The sequence below is a fragment of the Pseudoalteromonas sp. CO109Y genome, from assembly GCF_004208935.1.
In the GTDB taxonomy this organism is placed as follows: domain Bacteria; phylum Pseudomonadota; class Gammaproteobacteria; order Enterobacterales; family Alteromonadaceae; genus Pseudoalteromonas; species Pseudoalteromonas shioyasakiensis.
Genome location: NZ_SGPD01000017.1, coordinates 252,957 through 271,222, shown reverse-complemented (window position 1 = coordinate 271,222; position 18,266 = coordinate 252,957). Strand labels below are relative to the sequence as shown.

General features: G+C 42.0%; 16 protein-coding genes and 1 tRNA gene. 5 read left to right on the top strand and 12 right to left on the bottom strand.

Going from position 1 to position 18,266, the window contains the following annotated elements; translation table 11 throughout:
• Positions 1 to 82 precede the first annotated feature (82 nt).
• The 8 genes from pnp to EXT43_RS07380 form a co-directional block, all read right to left on the bottom strand.
• The gene (gene pnp / locus EXT43_RS07415; RefSeq protein ID WP_054562096.1) at positions 83 to 2,212 is read right to left on the bottom strand and encodes a polyribonucleotide nucleotidyltransferase; all 2,130 of its coding nucleotides are present in this window, start codon (positions 2,210 to 2,212) and stop codon (positions 83 to 85) included.
• A gap of 242 nt (positions 2,213 to 2,454) precedes the next feature.
• Positions 2,455 to 2,724: a 30S ribosomal protein S15 gene (gene rpsO, locus EXT43_RS07410; protein ID WP_054553172.1), complete on the bottom strand. Its 270-nt coding sequence runs from the start codon at positions 2,722 to 2,724 to the stop codon at positions 2,455 to 2,457.
• A 110-nt stretch (positions 2,725 to 2,834) separates the two neighbouring features.
• Positions 2,835 to 3,779: a tRNA pseudouridine(55) synthase TruB gene (gene truB / locus EXT43_RS07405; RefSeq protein ID WP_054553173.1), complete on the bottom strand. Its 945-nt coding sequence runs from the start codon at positions 3,777 to 3,779 to the stop codon at positions 2,835 to 2,837.
• Positions 3,779 to 4,183 carry a 30S ribosome-binding factor RbfA gene (gene rbfA / locus EXT43_RS07400; protein WP_054553174.1) on the bottom strand — a complete coding sequence of 135 codons (405 nt, stop codon included), beginning with the start codon at positions 4,181 to 4,183 and terminating at the stop codon, positions 3,779 to 3,781. The genes truB and rbfA overlap by 1 nt, the downstream gene beginning before the upstream one ends.
• A 110-nt stretch (positions 4,184 to 4,293) precedes the next feature.
• Positions 4,294 to 6,951, bottom strand: coding sequence for a translation initiation factor IF-2 (infB, locus tag EXT43_RS07395; protein WP_130166697.1), 2,658 nt, complete (start codon positions 6,949 to 6,951; stop codon positions 4,294 to 4,296).
• Between the two features lie 25 nt (positions 6,952 to 6,976).
• Complete coding sequence (nusA, locus tag EXT43_RS07390; protein WP_054553176.1) at positions 6,977 to 8,476, bottom strand: transcription termination factor NusA; 1,500 nt, start codon at positions 8,474 to 8,476, stop codon at positions 6,977 to 6,979.
• 38 nt (positions 8,477 to 8,514) lie between these two features.
• Positions 8,515 to 8,970: a ribosome maturation factor RimP gene (rimP, locus tag EXT43_RS07385; RefSeq protein WP_130166696.1), complete on the bottom strand. Its 456-nt coding sequence runs from the start codon at positions 8,968 to 8,970 to the stop codon at positions 8,515 to 8,517.
• Between the two features lie 289 nt (positions 8,971 to 9,259).
• A tRNA-Met gene (locus EXT43_RS07380) sits at positions 9,260 to 9,336 on the bottom strand.
• Between the two features lie 243 nt (positions 9,337 to 9,579).
• On the opposite strand from EXT43_RS07380, the gene EXT43_RS07375 reads away from it, so the two are divergent.
• Positions 9,580 to 10,041: a globin gene (locus EXT43_RS07375; RefSeq protein WP_058586320.1), complete on the top strand. Its 462-nt coding sequence runs from the start codon at positions 9,580 to 9,582 to the stop codon at positions 10,039 to 10,041.
• Here the strand turns inward: EXT43_RS07375 and EXT43_RS07370 are convergent.
• Positions 10,036 to 10,809: a DUF4124 domain-containing protein gene (locus EXT43_RS07370; protein WP_130166695.1), complete on the bottom strand. Its 774-nt coding sequence runs from the start codon at positions 10,807 to 10,809 to the stop codon at positions 10,036 to 10,038. The two genes, EXT43_RS07375 and EXT43_RS07370, sit on opposite strands and share 6 nt — an antisense overlap.
• 128 nt (positions 10,810 to 10,937) lie before the next feature.
• Between EXT43_RS07370 and EXT43_RS07365 the strand changes: the two genes are divergently transcribed.
• Positions 10,938 to 12,488, top strand: coding sequence for a cryptochrome/photolyase family protein (locus EXT43_RS07365; RefSeq protein ID WP_130166694.1), 1,551 nt, complete (start codon positions 10,938 to 10,940; stop codon positions 12,486 to 12,488).
• 64 nt (positions 12,489 to 12,552) lie between these two features.
• Here the strand turns inward: EXT43_RS07365 and EXT43_RS07360 are convergent, their stop codons facing one another.
• Positions 12,553 to 12,999, bottom strand: coding sequence for an Hsp20 family protein (locus EXT43_RS07360; protein ID WP_054562102.1), 447 nt, complete (start codon positions 12,997 to 12,999; stop codon positions 12,553 to 12,555).
• 328 nt (positions 13,000 to 13,327) lie between these two features.
• On the opposite strand from EXT43_RS07360, the gene EXT43_RS07355 reads away from it, so the two are divergent.
• The 3 genes from EXT43_RS07355 (at position 13,328) to EXT43_RS07345 (ending at position 16,121) form a co-directional block, all read left to right on the top strand.
• Positions 13,328 to 13,786, top strand: coding sequence for a TlpA disulfide reductase family protein (locus EXT43_RS07355; RefSeq protein WP_240701477.1), 459 nt, complete (start codon positions 13,328 to 13,330; stop codon positions 13,784 to 13,786).
• A 118-nt stretch (positions 13,787 to 13,904) separates the two neighbouring features.
• Positions 13,905 to 14,168, top strand: a complete 264-nt coding sequence (locus EXT43_RS07350) for a GrxA family glutaredoxin (RefSeq protein ID WP_054553185.1) — start codon at positions 13,905 to 13,907, stop codon at positions 14,166 to 14,168.
• A 147-nt stretch (positions 14,169 to 14,315) separates the two neighbouring features.
• Positions 14,316 to 16,121: a DEAD/DEAH box helicase gene (locus tag EXT43_RS07345; RefSeq protein WP_130166692.1), complete on the top strand. Its 1,806-nt coding sequence runs from the start codon at positions 14,316 to 14,318 to the stop codon at positions 16,119 to 16,121.
• Positions 16,122 to 16,278: 157 nt separating this feature from the next.
• On the opposite strand, the gene EXT43_RS07340 is transcribed toward EXT43_RS07345, so the two are convergent.
• Both EXT43_RS07340 and EXT43_RS07335 read right to left on the bottom strand, forming a co-directional pair.
• Positions 16,279 to 17,838, bottom strand: a complete 1,560-nt coding sequence (locus EXT43_RS07340) for an AbgT family transporter (RefSeq protein WP_130166691.1) — start codon at positions 17,836 to 17,838, stop codon at positions 16,279 to 16,281.
• A 147-nt stretch (positions 17,839 to 17,985) separates the two neighbouring features.
• Positions 17,986 to 18,264, bottom strand: coding sequence for a YfcL family protein (locus tag EXT43_RS07335; protein ID WP_054553188.1), 279 nt, complete (start codon positions 18,262 to 18,264; stop codon positions 17,986 to 17,988).
• Between the last annotated feature and the right edge of the window lie 2 nt (positions 18,265 to 18,266).

The window sequence follows — 18,266 nt, the reverse complement described above, 5'->3', positions numbered from 1 at the left end:
TAGGTTTCATTAAAGCATAAAAAAAGGGGCTAAACAGCCCCTTTTTCTTATATCCAGCAAATAACTGGTTATTCAATCATCATTAAGCGTCTTTAGACTCTTCTGCTTTTTCTTCAGCAGCTGGTTCCATTGCTTCTTTGATGCTTAGACGTACACGACCTTGGCGATCTACTTCAAGAACTTTAACTTTAACTTCTTGGCCTTCGCTTAGGTGGTCAGTTACGTTGTTAACACGCTCTGTGCTGATTTGTGAAATGTGCACTAGACCGTCTTTACCCGGAAGGATATTAACGAACGCACCAAAATCAACGATACGTACAACTTTACCAGTGTAGATAGTACCTACTTCTAGCTCAGCAGTTAATTGCTCGATACGCTTGATTGCATCGTTTGCGCTGATGCCATCAGTTGCAGCGATCTTGATTGTACCGTCATCTTCGATTTCGATCGTTGTGCCAGTTTCTTCAGTAAGTTGACGGATAGTTGCGCCACCTTTACCGATAACTTCAGCAATTTTCTTCGCAGGGATTTGCATTGTGTAGATGCGTGGTGCGAATTGAGATAACTCTTCAGAAGGTGCTGCAATCGCTTCGTCCATAACACCTAAGATGTGTAGACGTGCTGCTTTCGCTTGTTTAAGAGCGATTTGCATGATTTCTTTAGTGATACCTTCGATCTTGATATCCATTTGTAGTGCAGTGATACCGTTTGAAGTACCCGCTACTTTAAAGTCCATGTCACCTAAGTGATCTTCATCACCTAAGATATCTGAAAGAACAACGAAATCGTCGCCTTCTTTAACTAGACCCATCGCGATACCAGCAACAGATGCTTTAATTGGAACACCTGCGTTCATAAGTGCTAGTGACGTACCACATACTGATGCCATAGACGATGAACCGTTTGATTCAGTGATTTCTGAAACAACACGGATTGAGTATGGGAAGTCAGTAAGTGTAGGTAGTACCGCAGCAATACCACGCTTAGCTAGGTTACCGTGACCAATTTCACGACGCTTAGGAGAGCCTACAAAACCTGTTTCACCTACACAGAACGGAGGGAAGTTGTAGTGAAGCATGAAGTGATGCTTGTTAGTACCTGTTAAGTCGTCAATTAACTGTGAATCACGCTCAGTACCAAGCGTTGCAGTTACAAGTGCTTGCGTCTCACCACGCGTGAAGATTGCAGAACCGTGAGTACGAGGTAAAACACCCGTCATTACGTCTAGTGCACGAACCATATCTGGTTCACGACCATCGATACGTTTTTCACCAGCGATGATACGGCCACGAACGATTTCTTTTTCTAAAGAACCGAATAGTTTGCCAACTTCTTGCGTATCTAGCTCTTCGCCTTCAGCAAGTTCAGCTGTTAATGTAGCAACAACTTCTTCTTTCGCTGCACCTAGTGCTTCTTTACGCGCTACTTTGTCAGTGATGCGGTATGCTTCACCTACTTTATCAGCAGCAATTGCAGAGATTTTCTCAGCAAGTGTTACGTTTTTCTCTGGTGCAGTCCAATCCCAAGCTGGTTTACCCGCTTCAGCTTTGAACTCGTTGATTGCGTTGATGATAGCTTGAGATTGCTCATGACCATAAACAACCGCACCTAACATTACGTCTTCAGATAGTGTTTCAGCTTCTGATTCAACCATAAGTACTGCGTTATCAGTACCAGCAACAACTAGGTCTAATTGGCTTTCTTCAAGCTCAGCTAGTGTTGGGTTAAGTACGTATTCACCGTTGATGAAACCAACACGTGATGCACCGATAGGACCATTGAATGGAATACCAGAGATAGCAAGTGCTGCTGAAGTACCAATCATAGCAACCATGTCAGGTTGGATTTCTGGGTTAACAGAAACAACTGTCGCGATTACTTGTACTTCGTTTACGAAACCATCTGGGAAAAGTGGACGAATTGGACGGTCGATTAGACGAGCGATAAGTGTTTCGCCATCGTTAGGACGACCTTCACGCTTAAGGAAACCACCAGGGATACGACCTGCAGCGTACATACGCTCTTGATAGTTTACTGTTAGTGGGAAGAAGTCTTGACCTGGTTGTGCATCACGCTTACCAACAACAGTAACTAATACTGAAGTATCGCCAATGCTTGCTAGTACTGCGCCGTCAGCTTGACGAGCGATAGCACCAGTTTCTAGAGTCACAGTGTGTTGACCTAGTTGAAATTCTTTAATAATTGCTTGCACTTAAAAATGTCCTTTAAATGTAAAAGCAACTCAGAGCTGTGCTCCGAATTGGTAAAAAATAGTCCATCAAAGTACCAATTACAGTACTTAATTGTGCTTATGAAAACACGATTAAGTACTACAATTGGCAATGATGTTTTTTGATATCTAAGCAGTATCCACTACCTAGGTGTGCGCTAGTATACCTTTCATGCGCGCACAAAAAAAGGGGCTAAATAGCCCCTTTTCTCGTAATCTAGTTCTTAGCGACGTAGGCCAAGCTCTTGGATTAACGCAGTGTAACGTGCAATGTCTTTACCTTTAAGGTAGTCAAGCAGTTTACGGCGTTGGCTTACTTTGCGAAGAAGACCACGACGTGAGTGGAAGTCGTGCTTGTGGCTAGCAAAGTGACCTTGAAGCTTGTTGATATCGAAAGTTAGAAGTGCAACTTGTACTTCAGGTGAACCAGTGTCGCCTTCAGCGCGTGCAAATTTAGCGATGATTTCAACTTTTTCTTGATTGCTTAGTGACATAGTAACTCCAAAAATTAATTTAAATTGTGTTTTAGCCGATCACTAATTCAGCCAAAACGATTGAGCGGGGCGTATTCTACCCAGCTTTGCTAATAACTACAAGGTAATCTTTACTCAGGCAGTTGATTTGATAAGCCACGCTTTGATTTTAAATGACCGTCTTTATGACGCTCACCAGTGCCAATGAACACCCCATCAGCCATTACCTTTACCACACCATCTGGTACAGGCTTACCAATCACGACTGTTTGACCATGACTAAATGCCACGCCCTGCTCTTGAGTAATCTCAATCACAGGTAAATCAACCAAAGCAGTATCCATTGGCAGTAATAGCTCATCGAGGTAGCTTGAAGGCGCAACATCGTCTGCTTTTGCTTGCTGTAGCTTTTCTTCAAGTTGCTCAAGAGTGACCATTTTCTCACTTGGATAATGGCCAACTGCACTGCGATGCAACATGATGACATGCGCACCACAGCCAAGCTTTTCACCTAAGTCGTCAACAATAGTACGAATATAAGTGCCTTTAGACACATGTGCCGTCATTTGTACTTCATTATTAGCTTCATCAAACTCATCAAGCGTTAAACTAAATACATTAATTTTTCGACACTTACGCGGCACTTCGATACCTTCGCGAGCATATTTATACAAAGGCTGACCTTGGTATTTTAGCGCAGAGTACATCGAAGGGTATTGATCCGACTCACCTAAGAAACTGGCAATTTGCTCAGCTAATTGTTCACGGGTGACCGATACGTCGCGCGTTTCAACCACTTCACCATCTGAATCAGAGGTAGTGGTTCGCTCACCAAGTTTGGCGCGTACAACATAGGTTTTGTCAGTATCAAGCAAGAACTGGGTAAACTTAGTCGCTTCACCAAAACAAATAGGCAGCATACCCGTCGCGAGCGGATCAAGCGCACCGGTGTGGCCTGCTTTTTGAGCAAAGTAAATTCCCTTTGCTTGCTGCAATGCTTTGTTTGATGAAATACCTTGCGGCTTATTAAGTAATAAGATGCCGTCAATAGCACGACCTTTACTGCGTCTAGCCATTAGTCTTTAGTGCCTTCTTCGCTGTCATCTTCGTCTACATGCTTGGCATTGTCTTCACGAATAACTGAATCAACCAAGTTTGAAATACGCATACCTTCCATAAGCGAGTTATCGATCACAAAACGTAACTCAGGCATGATGCGCGCACGAATACGTTTACCTAATAAAGAACGAATATAACCCGTTGCTTCATTTAATATTTTAGCGCTTTGCTTGGCTTTATCTTCATCATCAGTATTAAACACTGTGATAAATACTTTTGCGTAAGATAAGTCGCGAGATACCTCAACCGCAGACACTGTCACCATGCCTAAGCGTGGATCTTTAATTTCGCGTTGCAGAATAACAGCAATCTCTTTTTGAATTTGCTGTGCAACACGATCAGTGCGAGAAAATTCTCTCATTTCATTTCACTCTAAAATAATAACTTATTGATGTTAAAGAATAAGTTAATTTAATTACGAATACACAAATGGGGGCTAGGCCCCCATTTAAAGCAATAACTTAAACGAAATTAAAGTGAACGTTGTACTTCAACCGTCTCGAATACCTCGATTTGGTCGCCAACTTTAACATCGTTGTAGTTCTTAACGCCGATACCACATTCCATACCGTTACGTACTTCTTGAACGTCATCTTTAAAGCGACGTAGTGACTCAAGTTCACCTTCATAGATAACCACGTTATCACGAAGTACACGGATAGGCGCGCTACGCTTAACGATACCTTCAGTAACCATACAACCTGCGATTGCACCAATCTTAGGTGACTTGAACACGTCACGAACTTCAGCAAGACCAATGATCTCTTGCTTGAATTCTGGTGCAAGCATACCTGACATCGCTTGTTTAACTTCTTCAATCAGGCTGTAGATTACGCTGTAGTAACGTAAGTCTAGGTTTTCTGACTCAATTACTTTACGAGCTGATGCATCAGCACGTACGTTAAAGCCAACAACGATTGCGTTTGACGCCGCTGCAAGAGTTGCATCAGTTTCAGTGATACCACCTACACCTGAACCAACAATCTTCACTTTAACTTCATCAGTAGAAAGCTTAGTTAATGAATCAGCGATTGCTTCAATTGAACCTTGTACGTCAGCTTTAAGAACGATGTTAACTTCTGATACATCGCCTTCAGCCATGTTCGTAAACATGTTTTCAAGCTTCGCTTTTTGTTGACGAGCAAGCTTCACTTCACGGAACTTACCTTGACGGTAAAGTGCTACTTCACGCGCTTTACGCTCATCTTTAACTACTGTTGCTTCATCACCGGCTGCAGGGATACCAGATAGACCTAAAATCTCAACTGGGATAGATGGACCCGCAGACTTGATGTCTTTACCGTTCTCATCTTTCATCGCACGTACACGGCCATATTCAAGACCACAAAGTACGATATCACCTTGGTTAAGTGTACCAGACTGAACTAGGATTGACGCAACTGGACCACGGCCTTTATCAAGACGCGATTCAATTACAACACCTGCAGCCATACCTTCAGCTGGTGCAGTTAGCTCTAGGATTTCAGCTTGCATTAATACCGCTTCAAGTAGGTCATCAATACCTAAACCTGTTTTTGCTGAGATATGAACGAATTGCGTGTCACCACCCCACTCTTCTGGGATAACGTCTAATTGTGCTAGTTCGTTCTTAACGCGATCTGGGTCGATGCCTTCTTTATCCATCTTGTTTACTGCGATGATTAAAGGAACGCCTGCAGCACGGGCGTGCTGAACCGCTTCTTTAGTTTGTGGCATTACACCATCATCCGCAGCAACGACTAGGATTACGATATCCGTTGCTTTAGCACCACGTGCACGCATTGATGTAAACGCGGCGTGGCCCGGAGTATCTAAGAACGTGATCATGTGACCATTTGTTTCAACGTGGTATGCACCAATGTGCTGTGTAATACCACCTGCCTCACCTGAAGCAACTTTTGCTGAACGAATGTAGTCAAGTGTTGACGTTTTACCGTGGTCAACGTGACCCATTACTGTTACAACCGGCGCACGAGGAATCGCTTTACCTTCTTCGCTACGGTCGCTTAGTACTTTCTCTTCTAATTCGTTTTCTTTAACGATGATAACCTTGTGACCCATTTCTTCAGCTACAAGTTGTGCTGTTTCTTGGTCAATCACTTGGTTGATGGTAACCATGTCACCCATCTTCATCATCGTTTTAACAACTTCAGCACCTTTAACAGCCATACGTGATGCAAGCTCAGCAACAGTGATTGTTTCACTGATACGAACTTCGTTTTTCACGTCTGCTGTTGGTTTTTGGAAACCATGTTGTAAAGACGTTGGTGCTTTCAGCTTACCTTTCTTGCCTTTAGGACCAGTAGACTGTTTCTCTTTTTGAGGTCCTTTTTTCTTTTTCTTACGACGAGCGCTTTGCTCTTCACGTGCATCAGATTCATCTTCTGCTTCACGTGCGTAAGTAGAAGTCGTAAGGTGGTGATCAGCATTTTCTTCACGCTGCTTACGCTCTTCTTCTTCCTTTTTCCAGCGAGCTTCATTTTCTTCAGCTAGCTTTCTTGCCTCTTCTGCTTGACGTTTCGCTTCTTCTTCAGCTTTTCTCAATGCGGCCTCTTCTGCTTCTTTTTGCAGACGCTCAGCTTCGGCGCGATCTTGTTCAGACTTAGCACTTTGCTCTGGGGTCATCTGCTTCTGTTTCGCTTTACGCTCAGCTTCAGCTTTACGTTTAGCCTCTTCTTTGGCTTTACGCTCAGCTTCTTCTTTCGCTTTGCGCTCTGCCTCTTGTTTCGCTTTAAGCTCCTCAGCTTCTTGCTGGGCTTTAAGCTCTGCTGCTTTACGTGCAGCTTCTTCTGCAGCTAAACGCTCTTCTTCTTGCTGTTGCTCAATGGCGCTTTTCTTAACGTAAGTACGTGTTTTACGTACTTCAACTTGCACAGACTTCGCTTTACCTGTAGAGCCAGTTACGCTTAGCGTACTTTTGCTTTTACGTTGCAAAGTCATGCGAGCTGGGCCTTCTGAGCCCGTGCCGCCGTGCTGCTTGCTCAAGTGATCTAGTAACGTCGACTTTTCAGACTCAGTTATCATATCACCTGCTTTTTTAGAAATACCGGCTTGTTCTAGCTGCTGTAGTAGTTTATCAACAGTTGTACCAATATCTCCGGCTAGTTTTTCAACATTTACTTCTGCCATAGTGTGTAATACCTCCGTTAATAAATTACTCGTCTGCGAACCAACAAATGTTACGCGCAGCCATAATCAGCTTGCCAGCTTCTTCTTCTGAAAGTTCAGTGATGTCTACTAACTCATCAATGCCTTGCTCAGCTAAGTCTTCAAGTGTTACTACACCTTTACTTGCCATAACAAATGCAAGGTGACGCTCTAAGCCTTCAAGCGCTAGTAGGTCTTCTGCAGGTTCTGCACCTTCTAGGCTTTCTTCAGTTTTAAGTGCTTTCGTTGTTAATGCGTCTTTTGCACGTGAACGTAAGATATCAACTGTTTCTTCATCTAAACCGTCAATTTCTAAGAATTCTGATGCCGGTACGTAAGCCACTTCTTCAAGTGTTGAGAAACCTTCGTTGATAAGTAAAGTTGCAAACTCATCATCGATATCTAAGTATTCAGTGAATAAGTTGATTAGCTTATCTGATTCAGCTTCGTTCTTCGCACGCATGTCATCAACTGTCATTACGTTTAATTCCCAACCAGTTAACTGGCTAGCAAGACGAACGTTTTGACCATTACGACCGATTGCTTGTGCTAGGTTATCGGCTTCAACAGCGATATCCATTGAATGTGTATCTTCGTCCATTACGATTGACGCAACTTCTGCTGGTGCCATTGCATTGATAACGAATTGCGCTGGGTTGTCATCGTAAAGAACGATATCAACACGCTCACCACCAAGCTCAGTTGAAACTGCTTGTACACGTGCACCACGCATACCAACACACGCACCTACTGGGTCGATACGTTTGTCGTTAGATTTTACCGCGATTTTTGCACGAGAACCTGGATCACGTGCAGCTGCACGTAGTTCAATCATCTCTTCGCCAATCTCTGGCACCTCAATGCGGAAAAGTTCCATTAGCATTTCTGGCTTAGAACGCGTTACAAATAACTGCGCGCCACGTGCTTCTGGCTTAACTTCGTAAAGAAGACCACGGATACGGTCACCTGGACGGAAGTTTTCACGCGGTAACATATCATCACGGTAGATAACCGCTTCAGCATTGTTACCAAGGTCAAGTACGATAGCATCACGGGTTGCTTTTTTAACAACACCTGTTACTAATTCGCCTTGTTGATCTTTGTATTCTTCAACCACTAATGCACGCTCAGCTTCACGTACTTTTTGTACGATAACTTGCTTAGCCATTTGTGTTGTAATACGGTCAAACTTGATTGACTCAATTTGTTCTTCAACGTAATCACCTAATTGTAGGCTTTCGTCTTCAACCTGAGCCGCTTCAAGTGTGATTTCGCTGTAAGGGTTTTCTAAAGAACCATCTTCAAGAACTTCAGCAATCTTCCAACGACGGAATGTGTCGTAATCACCTGTTTTACGGTCGATTGATACGCGAACTTCAATTTCGCCATCGTGTTTTTTCTTTGTTGCAGTCGCTAATGCGAACTCTAACGCTTCAAAAATCTTTTCTTTTGGAACCGCTTTCTCATTGGAGACGGCTTCAGCAACCAATAATATTTCTTTTGCCATGGGTTATGCCTCGCTTGCCCTATTCCTTCGCACTCGAATTAAAACTTTGCGATGATGTTCGCACGTTCAATGTTACTAAGCATAATCATATGCTCAGCGCCATCTGCTGAAAGTGTGATCATATCACTGCTAACTGATACTAAATCGCCTTTAAAGTTACGACGACCATCTTGCGGAAGCTTTGTACGCACGCGTACTTCTTCTCCTTGCGCCTTCTCGTAGTGATCTTGTTTGAATAATGGACGATCAACACCAGGAGACGAAACTTCCAAATCATATTCATTTGTAATTGGGTCTTCGACATCTAAAACTGCGCTAACTTGACGACTAACGTCGGCACAATTGTCAACCGTAATCCCTGCATCGTGATCGATATAAACACGTAATGTAGAGTGGCGACCAGCTTGCACAAACTCAAGACCATGTAACTCAAAGCCTAACATTTCAACGGCCGGTGAGAGCATGGCTACTAAATCTTGCTCAAGTTTTGTCACGAAAATCCTCCATACAAACAAAAAAAGGGCATATAGCCCTGAAATACTGAGTTTAATAATGATTTAAAATCACCGCCAAGCAGATACAACAACGCCCCGAACCAAGCGGGGCGTCACACCTAAAGCATAAAACTGTGTGGCCTAGGGCCAAGCTTGGTTGCGAGTCAGTCACCTGACTAAATTAAACTAGATAGCCTAAACGCAAAACGCGCATTACCAGAATGCGCGACTTCATACAGTAAAAATTACTGTGCATACTAAGTACACTTACAATGCCTTAGCATGTATTTGGTTGCGGGAGCCGGATTTGAACCGACGACCTTCGGGTTATGAGCCCGACGAGCTACCAGGCTGCTCCATCCCGCGCCAATAGATATTAAAAGTAACTTAATATCATTTAATCGAGTGCTAAACACCTCAATTCAATGGCGGCTATTATAAGCATGTAGCGCTCAATTAGCAACCTTCCTACATGAATTAGTTAGACTATTTTTTGCCTAAAATTTTTATGACAGCCTTGTCATAAAATTTCCCATAACTGAAAATTCTCGTCTATATTTAGTCATATAATAAGAACAACCTATAGCTTTGGCTATTAAGCGATTTACTATGAGTCTATCTTCATTTCAAAAAAGACTGTTACTACAAGATATTGAATTGCTAAAACCGGATTTTCATCAGTTTACAAGCGCATATCATCGCAGTCTTAGTGCTCGTCAATTAACCATGACAGTGCCTGAGCAAGAAAGCATAACTAAGCGCAGCTATATTCTTTACTGTGCGCTCAACAAAGTAGTAAGCCACCTCGATGACTTACAGCAAGTCACGCCGTTTATTCATTATTTAGCGAATAACTTGAGCTTTTTAAACGTGTCATTTGAGGATATCGATACCCTTTGCGAAGCCTTTATTGATACGCGCAAGTCGTATATTCATCACATTAGTACGCAATTACATCAAGCTTGGCTGCAAGCTACGAGAATATTTGCCAACATCGTAAAAAGTTACTTGTTTGCTTATTCAAATGTGGTGTCGTTTAGCGCTTATTGCCCAGCACGCTTAAGCTCATAGCTTGGTCAATTCGCTGTTGAGCCTATCTATTTGTTTTTGTTCTATGGCGATTAAGGTGTTAAAACGACTCGTTAAAGCTGTCATTTTGTCAGCTAGTGCGTTATCGCTATTCGCATCAGCTAAATTACGTGGGCGGCTACTTAGTTGTTGCTCAAGCTCTGACATTTGCATGTTTAACTCACTTTGATAAGTATCTATTTTATTTTCATGCTCTGAAATTTTACGCATAATTTGTTTTGAGCGAATAAAACTAGCAACCTCATTATTAGCAACCGTATTTGCAGCTGAAGTTAACGTGTATTTTTCAGCCGTGAGTCTATCAATACTGCGCTGCTCACTGTCGATAAGCACGCCGTAACGCTCAGATACCGCGGTCATTTGTTTGGCGATTGCAGCTTGTTTTTTAGCCCCCACTAAGTTACGTAGCTGAGCATCTGATTGCTCAGTTAAAGCCACTATTTCCCTGTCCATTTTGAGCTTGAACGTATCAATTTTATTGTTATGTTCTGCTATTTGCGCATCGATTTGCTTTAAGCGGATATAACGGTCGACCTCTGCGGTATCTCTACCTGCTGATGCTTGTACAGCATTATCTGACGCGCCCGAAAGGTGTGGATTTTGTTCTTTAATGGTAATCAACTTGGCATCTTTGCCACAGGGCTGTTGGCTAAATTCAGCAACACCGTTTTTCTCACAGTGATAAACAGTGCTGTGGGCCAAAGGGCAAACTAACAGGCTTATAAATAGTAAATGTAAGTTAATTTTCATCTCGACCCTTCCTTAGTAATGACTCATTAAAAATGTCACTAATGTACCTTTTATAGACTATATTTATCGATCTATCTTTGTGATTGCTTCGTAGTTACCTAGATTACTTGCTGTAAAGGCTATTAGAAGTGCAATACACCACCTTAAGATTTATTTTTGGCGATCAACTTAATGCAAGCCACAGCTGGTTTAAAGAAAAATCACAACCAGACACGCTTTATGTCATCGCCGAATTAAAACAAGAAACCAACTACGTAAAGCACCACCTGCAAAAAGTGGTCGCCTTCTTTGCTGCAATGGAAAACTTTGCTAATGCACTAACAAAAGCGAATTTAAACTGCCTGCATCTGACACTCGATGACACACAAGATGATGACTCACTACCAGAGCTACTGACCCGATTAGCTAAGCATTATCAATGCCAGAATATTGAGTACCAATACCCAGACGAATATCGCCTTAAAAAGCAACTTGCAGACTTTTCACAGCAGAGCGAATTTAATGTCAATGCAGTTGATTCGGAACACTTTCTACTACCTTTTAATGATATTGACCAGCACTTTAAGCCAAATAAGCCGGTAAAAATGGAGTTTTTTTATCGTGCTATGCGCAAACGTTTTAATATTTTAATGGACGATGATAATCAACCTCGTGGTGGCAAATGGAATTTTGATCAGCAAAATAGAAACAAGTTAAAACCGAACGATCTTAAAGAAATCCCAGAACCTTTGTGTTTCGGTCACGATGTTAGCCACATTCTTAAACGAATAAAAAAGCACAAAGTAAACACCTTTGGTGAATGCAGCGAAACGTTAATTTGGCCAACCACACGCGCTGAAGCAAAGCAGTTACTCGAATTTTTTTGCGACCATTTACTGGTTCATTTTGGTCAGTTTCAAGACGCCATGACATGCCAGTCCCAGTACCAATGGTCTTTGTATCACAGCCGTTTATCGTTTGCCCTTAATACTAAAATGCTGCACCCGATGCAGGTCATCGAGCAAGTGTTAACTAGCTTTGATAAGCAAACTATTGATATTGCGCAAGTTGAAGGTTTTATCAGGCAAATTCTCGGTTGGCGCGAGTATGTACGTGGTATTTATTGGCAAAATATGCCTGATTACGCCAGCAAAAATGCCTTAAATGCAAAGCGTGCCCTACCCGATTATTTTTGGCATGGCAAAACAAACATGAATTGTATGCACCATGCCATTACACAAAGCCTGCAGACAGCTTATGCACACCACATACAACGTTTGATGATCACGGGTAACTTTTGCTTATTAACCGCTATTGAGCCAAGTGAAGTAGATGAATGGTATTTAGGTATTTATATCGACGCCATAGAATGGGTAGAAATGCCCAACACTCGGGGAATGAGCCAATTTGCTGACGGGGGATTAATTGCCACTAAGCCCTATGCAGCCAGTGGAAATTACATCAACAAAATGAGTGATTACTGCAAACATTGTAGCTACAACATTAAAGAAAAAGCCACTGAGGATGCTTGCCCATTCAACAGCCTATATTGGCATTTTATGTTAGAGCACGAACAACAGCTATCACAAAACCCACGTATCGGTATGATTTATAAAAACTGGTATAAACAGGATGAATCTGTACAGCAAGCCACTCTCAAGCGTGCTAACTGGTGCTTGGATAATTTAGAAAAGCTTTAACTACAAAAAAGCCGCCTCAAATGAGGCGGCAAAACTAACTAGGGGAAAACAATGCTGTTGGTAATTACTTGTTTTCGAGTAATTTACCGTTACCGATTTCGATTTTACGTGGTTTTAAAGCTTCTGGAATTTCACGCTCTAAATCGATACTTAGTAAACCATTTTCAAGGTCAGCGCCAAGCACTTTAACGTGGTCACCTAATTGGAACTTACGCTCAAAGTTACGCTCTGCAATGCCTTGGTGAATGAACTTACGTTCAGCATTATCTTGTTTATCAGCTTTAGTACCGCTGACTTTCAATGTGTTGTTTTCTGACTCAATGGTCAATTCACTGTCACTAAAACCTGCTACAGCCATAGTGATACGATATTTGTCTTTATCGAGTGCTTCGATGTTGTACGGAGGAAAACTTGGCTGCTTGTCTGTGCGAGCTGCCGCATCCATTAATGATGCTAAATGATCGAAACCGATGAATGAACGATAAAGTGGTGATAAGTCTACTGTACGCATAATTATATCCTCATATTTAAGCGATATTTTGTTAGTACTCTTCTATTGAACCAGTGCTAACAAAGTTAAATTAATACTATATATTTCAATTACTTTAGTTTGTTTGGGACCCATCAGGCGTCCTCACTAAACTATTTATGGGCGGGTAAAATCTTTTCAAGATTTTTAGCAAAAAAAATTGTAATTTTTTAAATCAATTGAAATTTTAACCCCCTCAAACAGGTCTGAATTAGTTGATTTTAAAGGGCTAACAACGTACAAAATAACAATGAAAAAAAATCCAACTTTTTTAAAAAAATTTATCAGTGTGCTAAAAAATGTCGTGTTAATGGCAGTCGTTGTGTATGCCGTGACTGCATTTCAGCAACGTAATTTACTCTCAACTGATAAAACTCCTGCCCCCTATTTTAATTTAGCCACGCTAAAAAACCCGACAGAGCGGATGACCATTGCACAATTACAAGGAAAGCAAACAGTGGTGTATTTCTTTGCGCCTTGGTGCTCAATTTGTCGTTACAGTATGCCAAATTTAGAAAAGGCTCATCAGCAAGGTAAGTTAAATGCCATAGCAATTGCCCTCGATTACCAAAACATTGCTGAAGTTAAACAGTTTACTGATTCACTCGAATTAACAATGCCGGTGTTACTTGGCAGTAAAAGTACAGGCCAAGATTATAAAATCAGTGCCTACCCAACTTATTATGTTATTGATGAGCAGTTGGCAATTACTGCGCATTCTATGGGTTACTCAACAGAACTTGGCCTTAGGATGCGCACACTTGATTAGCTCAATCGCTAACAATGAGAAAAAACAGAACAGAGCAATCGATTTTATGCACTGTTTTTATTCATTTAATTCGTTAAGATGATAACCAGATAAACACATTCACATCGAGGAGAGCGATATGTTAACTGTAATTTTTGGCCGTGAAGGCTGCCCATACTGTGTTCGTGCAAAAGACGTTGCTGAAAAACTAGCAAATGAGCGTGACGATTTTAAATACCGTTATATCGACATCATTAAAGAAGGCATCAGCAAAGCAGATTTAGAACAGTCTGCAGGCAAACCTTGCCCAACCGTACCACAGATTTTTATTGACCAAGCCCACATTGGTGGCTTCACTGAATTCGAAGCATACGCTAAAGAAAATTTAGGGTTATATCAATAAATTGTAAACGTGGTTGATTTTGGCAATTTTAAACTGATTAAATTATGACCAACATCAACCACATACAAATTAGTTGTAATTTATACAAGCAATTGCATTGTATTTCCTATACAATGCGCGCCTCTTTAAATTCGTTGAGGCGTATTAATGTCAGAACCAGTCACGTTTGAATCTCTAAATCTTTCTCCTGCAATCCTTAAAGCAGTTGAAGAGTTGGGTTACAAGACTCCATCTGAAATCCAAGCTCAATGTATACCGTTATTGCTAGAAAGAAAGGACGTACTGGGACTAGCGCAAACGGGTACAGGTAAAACAGCAGCATTTGCACTGCCGTTACTAAATAATATTGACCCGTCTGTGAAGCAGCCACAGATCCTTGTTTTAACGCCTACGCGTGAACTTGCGATCCAAGTAGCTGAGGCATTCGAACAATATGCTAAGCATACTCGTGGTGTTGTAGTTTTAGCCCTTTATGGTGGCCAAAGCTATAGCATCCAACTAAGTGCACTTCGTCGTGGCGCGCAAATCATTGTTGCAACGCCAGGTCGCTTAATTGACCACATTAACCGTGGCACAATCAAGTTTGAGAGCTTACAAGCCCTTGTTCTTGATGAAGCAGACGAAATGTTACGCATGGGCTTCATTGATGATGTAGAAAGCATCATGGAGAAAACGCCACGTGAAAAGCAAACATGTCTTTTCTCGGCGACCATGCCTAAGCAAATTCAAAATATCAGCAGCAAGTACATGAATGAGCCTGAGCAAGTTCATATTTCTGCGCGTAACTCAACTGTATCAACGGTTGAGCAAGTATTTTGGAATGCACACGTACACAAAAACAAAGCAATCGTTCGCTTCTTAGAAGCAGAACAATACGATGGTGCAATTGTTTTCGTACGTACACGTAACGACACGGTACAGTTAGCTGAATTACTTGAGCGCGAAGGTTTCTCTGCGGCACCACTTAATGGTGACATGAACCAACAAGCACGTGAACGTACAGTAGATCGTTTGAAAAACGGCCTAGTTGATATCGTTATTGCAACAGACGTTGCTGCACGTGGTCTTGATGTAGACCGTTTAAGCTTAGTAATTAACTACGATATTCCACAAGATTCAGAAGCCTACGTTCACCGTATTGGCCGTACTGGTCGTGCGGGTCGTCAAGGTAAAGCGATTCTTTTCGTAAAACATAACGAGCGTTATTTACTTAAAAATATCATTCGTCATACGAAATCTGATATCGCACAAGTTGATTTACCAACAGCTAAAGTTGTTGAAGAAAAGCGTATTAAAGCGCTTCAAGACAAGCTTACAATTGCTCTTGAAAACAAAGACATCACTTTCTTTAATCAAGTTGCTGCTAACATGGCAGAAAAACTTGAGCTAAGTACTGAAGATTTAGCAGGTGCATTACTTTGTTTAGCGCAGCAACAATCACCAATCAAGGTTGAAGAAGTTAAAGTTCAACCACGTGGCGAACGCAACGAGCGTCGTCGCAATGAACGTGGTGATCGTGGCGACCGCCAAGGACGCGAGCGTAAACCTCGTGAGCCGCGTGAGCGCAACAGCCGTAACATGGGTCCTATGGATACTTACCGTATCGAAGTAGGTCGTGAGCACGGTGTACAAGTTAAAAATATCGTTGGTGCGATTGCTAACGAAGCTGATATCTCAAGCAAGTTCATTGGTGATATTCGCTTACATGACAATCACAGTACGGTACAGTTACCACAGAACATGCCAAAAGATGTGCTTGATCACTTCCAAAAGGTATTTATCTGTAAACGTCCGATGAATATGACGCTAACGCAAGACCAAGGTCCTGCGGCTCCTCGCTCTGAGCGCCCAAGTGGTGATCGTGGTGATAAGAAGCGTAACTTCAAAGACCGTGGCGAAAAACGTGGTGGCCCTCGTAAAGAGCGTCGTCCAGTGAGCTTCACTGCGAACTAAACGAAGCTGTAAGCTGTAAGCTGTAAGCAATAAAAAACCTTGTCATGAGAGTGACAAGGTTTTTTTGTGTCTGTAGTAAAGCTGTCAGCCGTCAGCTATCAGCCTTCAGTTTTTTAAAGCCTCACACTGGATTGCTGAGGCTTTGTTAGTTTAATCCTTATGAGCCGATGGCTGGGTATGCGTAGCTTGATTGTAAGCCAAGAGGGATACCTAAGCCCCAGTATGCGAGTAAGAAGATACTCCAACCGATTAAGAAGGCGATTGAATACGGTAACATCATCGCGATTAAAGTGCCGATACCGGTGCCTTTTACATACTTTTGGCAGTACACAACAACCAGTGGGAAGTATGGCATTAGTGGCGTGATGATATTCGAGCTTGAGTCACCTACACGGTACGCTGCTTGTGTTAAATCAGGTGAAATACCCAGTTGCATCAGCATGGGTACAAAGATTGGCCCTAATAGCGCCCATTTTGCTGAGCTTGAGCCGACAAATAGGTTCACGAACGCCGTTAAGAAAATAATACCTACCACAGTGACTGAGCTTGGCAGAGCCATTGCTTTTAATAATTGCGCACCTTCAATTGCAAGTAATGCACCTAGGTTTGATTTACTAAATGCAGCAATAAATAACGCACAGAAGAACGCCATAACAATATAGTAAGCCATGCCGCTCATCGCTTTACTCATTGCATCTATCATATCTTTAGAGCTTTTGAAGGTACCCACGGCAAAACCGTAGACGGCACCAGGGATCCAAAACAGTAAGAAGATAAGTGGCACAATTGATTGCATTAATGGCGAGCGGAAATTAGTTAACGAGCCATCACTGCTACGCATTGCTGAGTCGGCTGGCGCTGAGACAAACCAAAGTAGAGCAAGGCCTGCAATCATCACAGTGCTTGCAATATAAAACGCACGCTTTTCATCACTGCGTGCTTCATCAAAGGCAGGTAGGTCTTCGGTATCTCCATCAAGTGGCGTGTTTTGTAAACGTGGCTCGATGATTTTATCTGTGATATACCAACCTAATAAGATAATAAATAAGCTCGAAGCTGAGGTGAAAAACCAGTTATTAAGCGGGTTAATCGCCATATCTGGGTTAATAATTTGCGCCGCACTTTGGGTAAAGCTTTGCAGTAACGGGTCAATCCCTGACGGAATAAAGTTTGCGCTAAAGCCACCACTTACCCCGGCAAACGCAGCTGCAATACCAGCTAGCGGATGGCGCCCCATCGCATAAAAGATAACTCCAGCAAGTGGGATAACTAGTACGTAACCGGCATCAGTTGCGGTATGACTAACAATCGCCACTAAAATAATAGACGGTGTTAAAAGCTGCTTAGGCGTTACTTTTAACATTAATTTAAGGCCGGTATTGATAAAGCCTGAATGCTCAGCAACACCAACACCTAACATAGCAACCAGCACCACACCAAGCGGTGCAAAGCCAGTGAAGGTTTTTACCATTGAAGATAAGAAGGTGGCAAGTGAGTCCCCTGCTAATAGGTTATTTACAACGATGGCTTCGCCAGTGCGTGGGTCGATTGCATCAAATGTAGTGCCCGAGAAAAACCAAGATAAAAACCAAATAAGTAGCATTGCGACTAAAAAGATAATCGCCGGATCAGGCAGCTTGTTACCTACCCTTTCTATGGTATTTAGAAAACGTGCGATTGCACCACTTGGTGCCTGCACATCATTATTGTTATTCATTTTCAAATTCCCTGGAAAAATATCTCGTTAACCTTAACGTATCTAACTACTAAGGTAAATTTTAAGTTAATGGAATTACCTGATAAAGGTAAAGTGATAATGTAAAAAAGCGACACAGGTCGCTTTACAGAATTTTATTTAATTAGATTAGGCTGCAAGAGCTTTAACTTCATCCCATAAGCGCACAACAAGCTCTTTATCTTCTTCGTTTAACTCACCGTTGCGATAAGCTTTAACTAGGCTAGATTCAACTTGATTATTTAACTCATCAATCGATAAGTTTAATTCTTCTACTTGTGCATAGCCTACAGCTAAGTCAAAGTGACCACGTAAATAGCCACCAGCAAATAGCTCGTCGTCAGTTGCTTTATCGACTAAATCATCAAAATATTGCTGCGCTGCATCAATATAACTTACTAAACTCATTG

Excerpts from the sequence above, each read along its gene's own strand:
- EXT43_RS07340 (WP_130166691.1), bottom strand. The coding sequence starts at position 17,838 with ATGAATAACAATAATGATGTGCAGGCACCAAGTGGTGCAATCGCACGT.
- nusA (WP_054553176.1), bottom strand. The coding sequence starts at position 8,476 with ATGGCAAAAGAAATATTATTGGTTGCTGAAGCCGTCTCCAATGAGAAA.
- EXT43_RS07370 (WP_130166695.1), bottom strand. The coding sequence starts at position 10,809 with ATGAAAATTAACTTACATTTACTATTTATAAGCCTGTTAGTTTGCCCT.
- infB (WP_130166697.1), bottom strand. The coding sequence starts at position 6,951 with ATGGCAGAAGTAAATGTTGAAAAACTAGCCGGAGATATTGGTACAACT.
- rpsO (WP_054553172.1), bottom strand. The coding sequence starts at position 2,724 with ATGTCACTAAGCAATCAAGAAAAAGTTGAAATCATCGCTAAATTTGCA.
- EXT43_RS07345 (WP_130166692.1), top strand. The coding sequence starts at position 14,316 with ATGTCAGAACCAGTCACGTTTGAATCTCTAAATCTTTCTCCTGCAATC.
- EXT43_RS07335 (WP_054553188.1), bottom strand. The coding sequence starts at position 18,264 with ATGAGTTTAGTAAGTTATATTGATGCAGCGCAGCAATATTTTGATGAT.
- truB (WP_054553173.1), bottom strand. The coding sequence starts at position 3,779 with ATGGCTAGACGCAGTAAAGGTCGTGCTATTGACGGCATCTTATTACTT.
- rbfA (WP_054553174.1), bottom strand. The coding sequence starts at position 4,183 with ATGAGAGAATTTTCTCGCACTGATCGTGTTGCACAGCAAATTCAAAAA.
- EXT43_RS07355 (WP_240701477.1), top strand. The coding sequence starts at position 13,328 with ATGGCAGTCGTTGTGTATGCCGTGACTGCATTTCAGCAACGTAATTTA.
- EXT43_RS07375 (WP_058586320.1), top strand. The coding sequence starts at position 9,580 with ATGAGTCTATCTTCATTTCAAAAAAGACTGTTACTACAAGATATTGAA.
- EXT43_RS07350 (WP_054553185.1), top strand. The coding sequence starts at position 13,905 with ATGTTAACTGTAATTTTTGGCCGTGAAGGCTGCCCATACTGTGTTCGT.
- EXT43_RS07360 (WP_054562102.1), bottom strand. The coding sequence starts at position 12,999 with ATGCGTACAGTAGACTTATCACCACTTTATCGTTCATTCATCGGTTTC.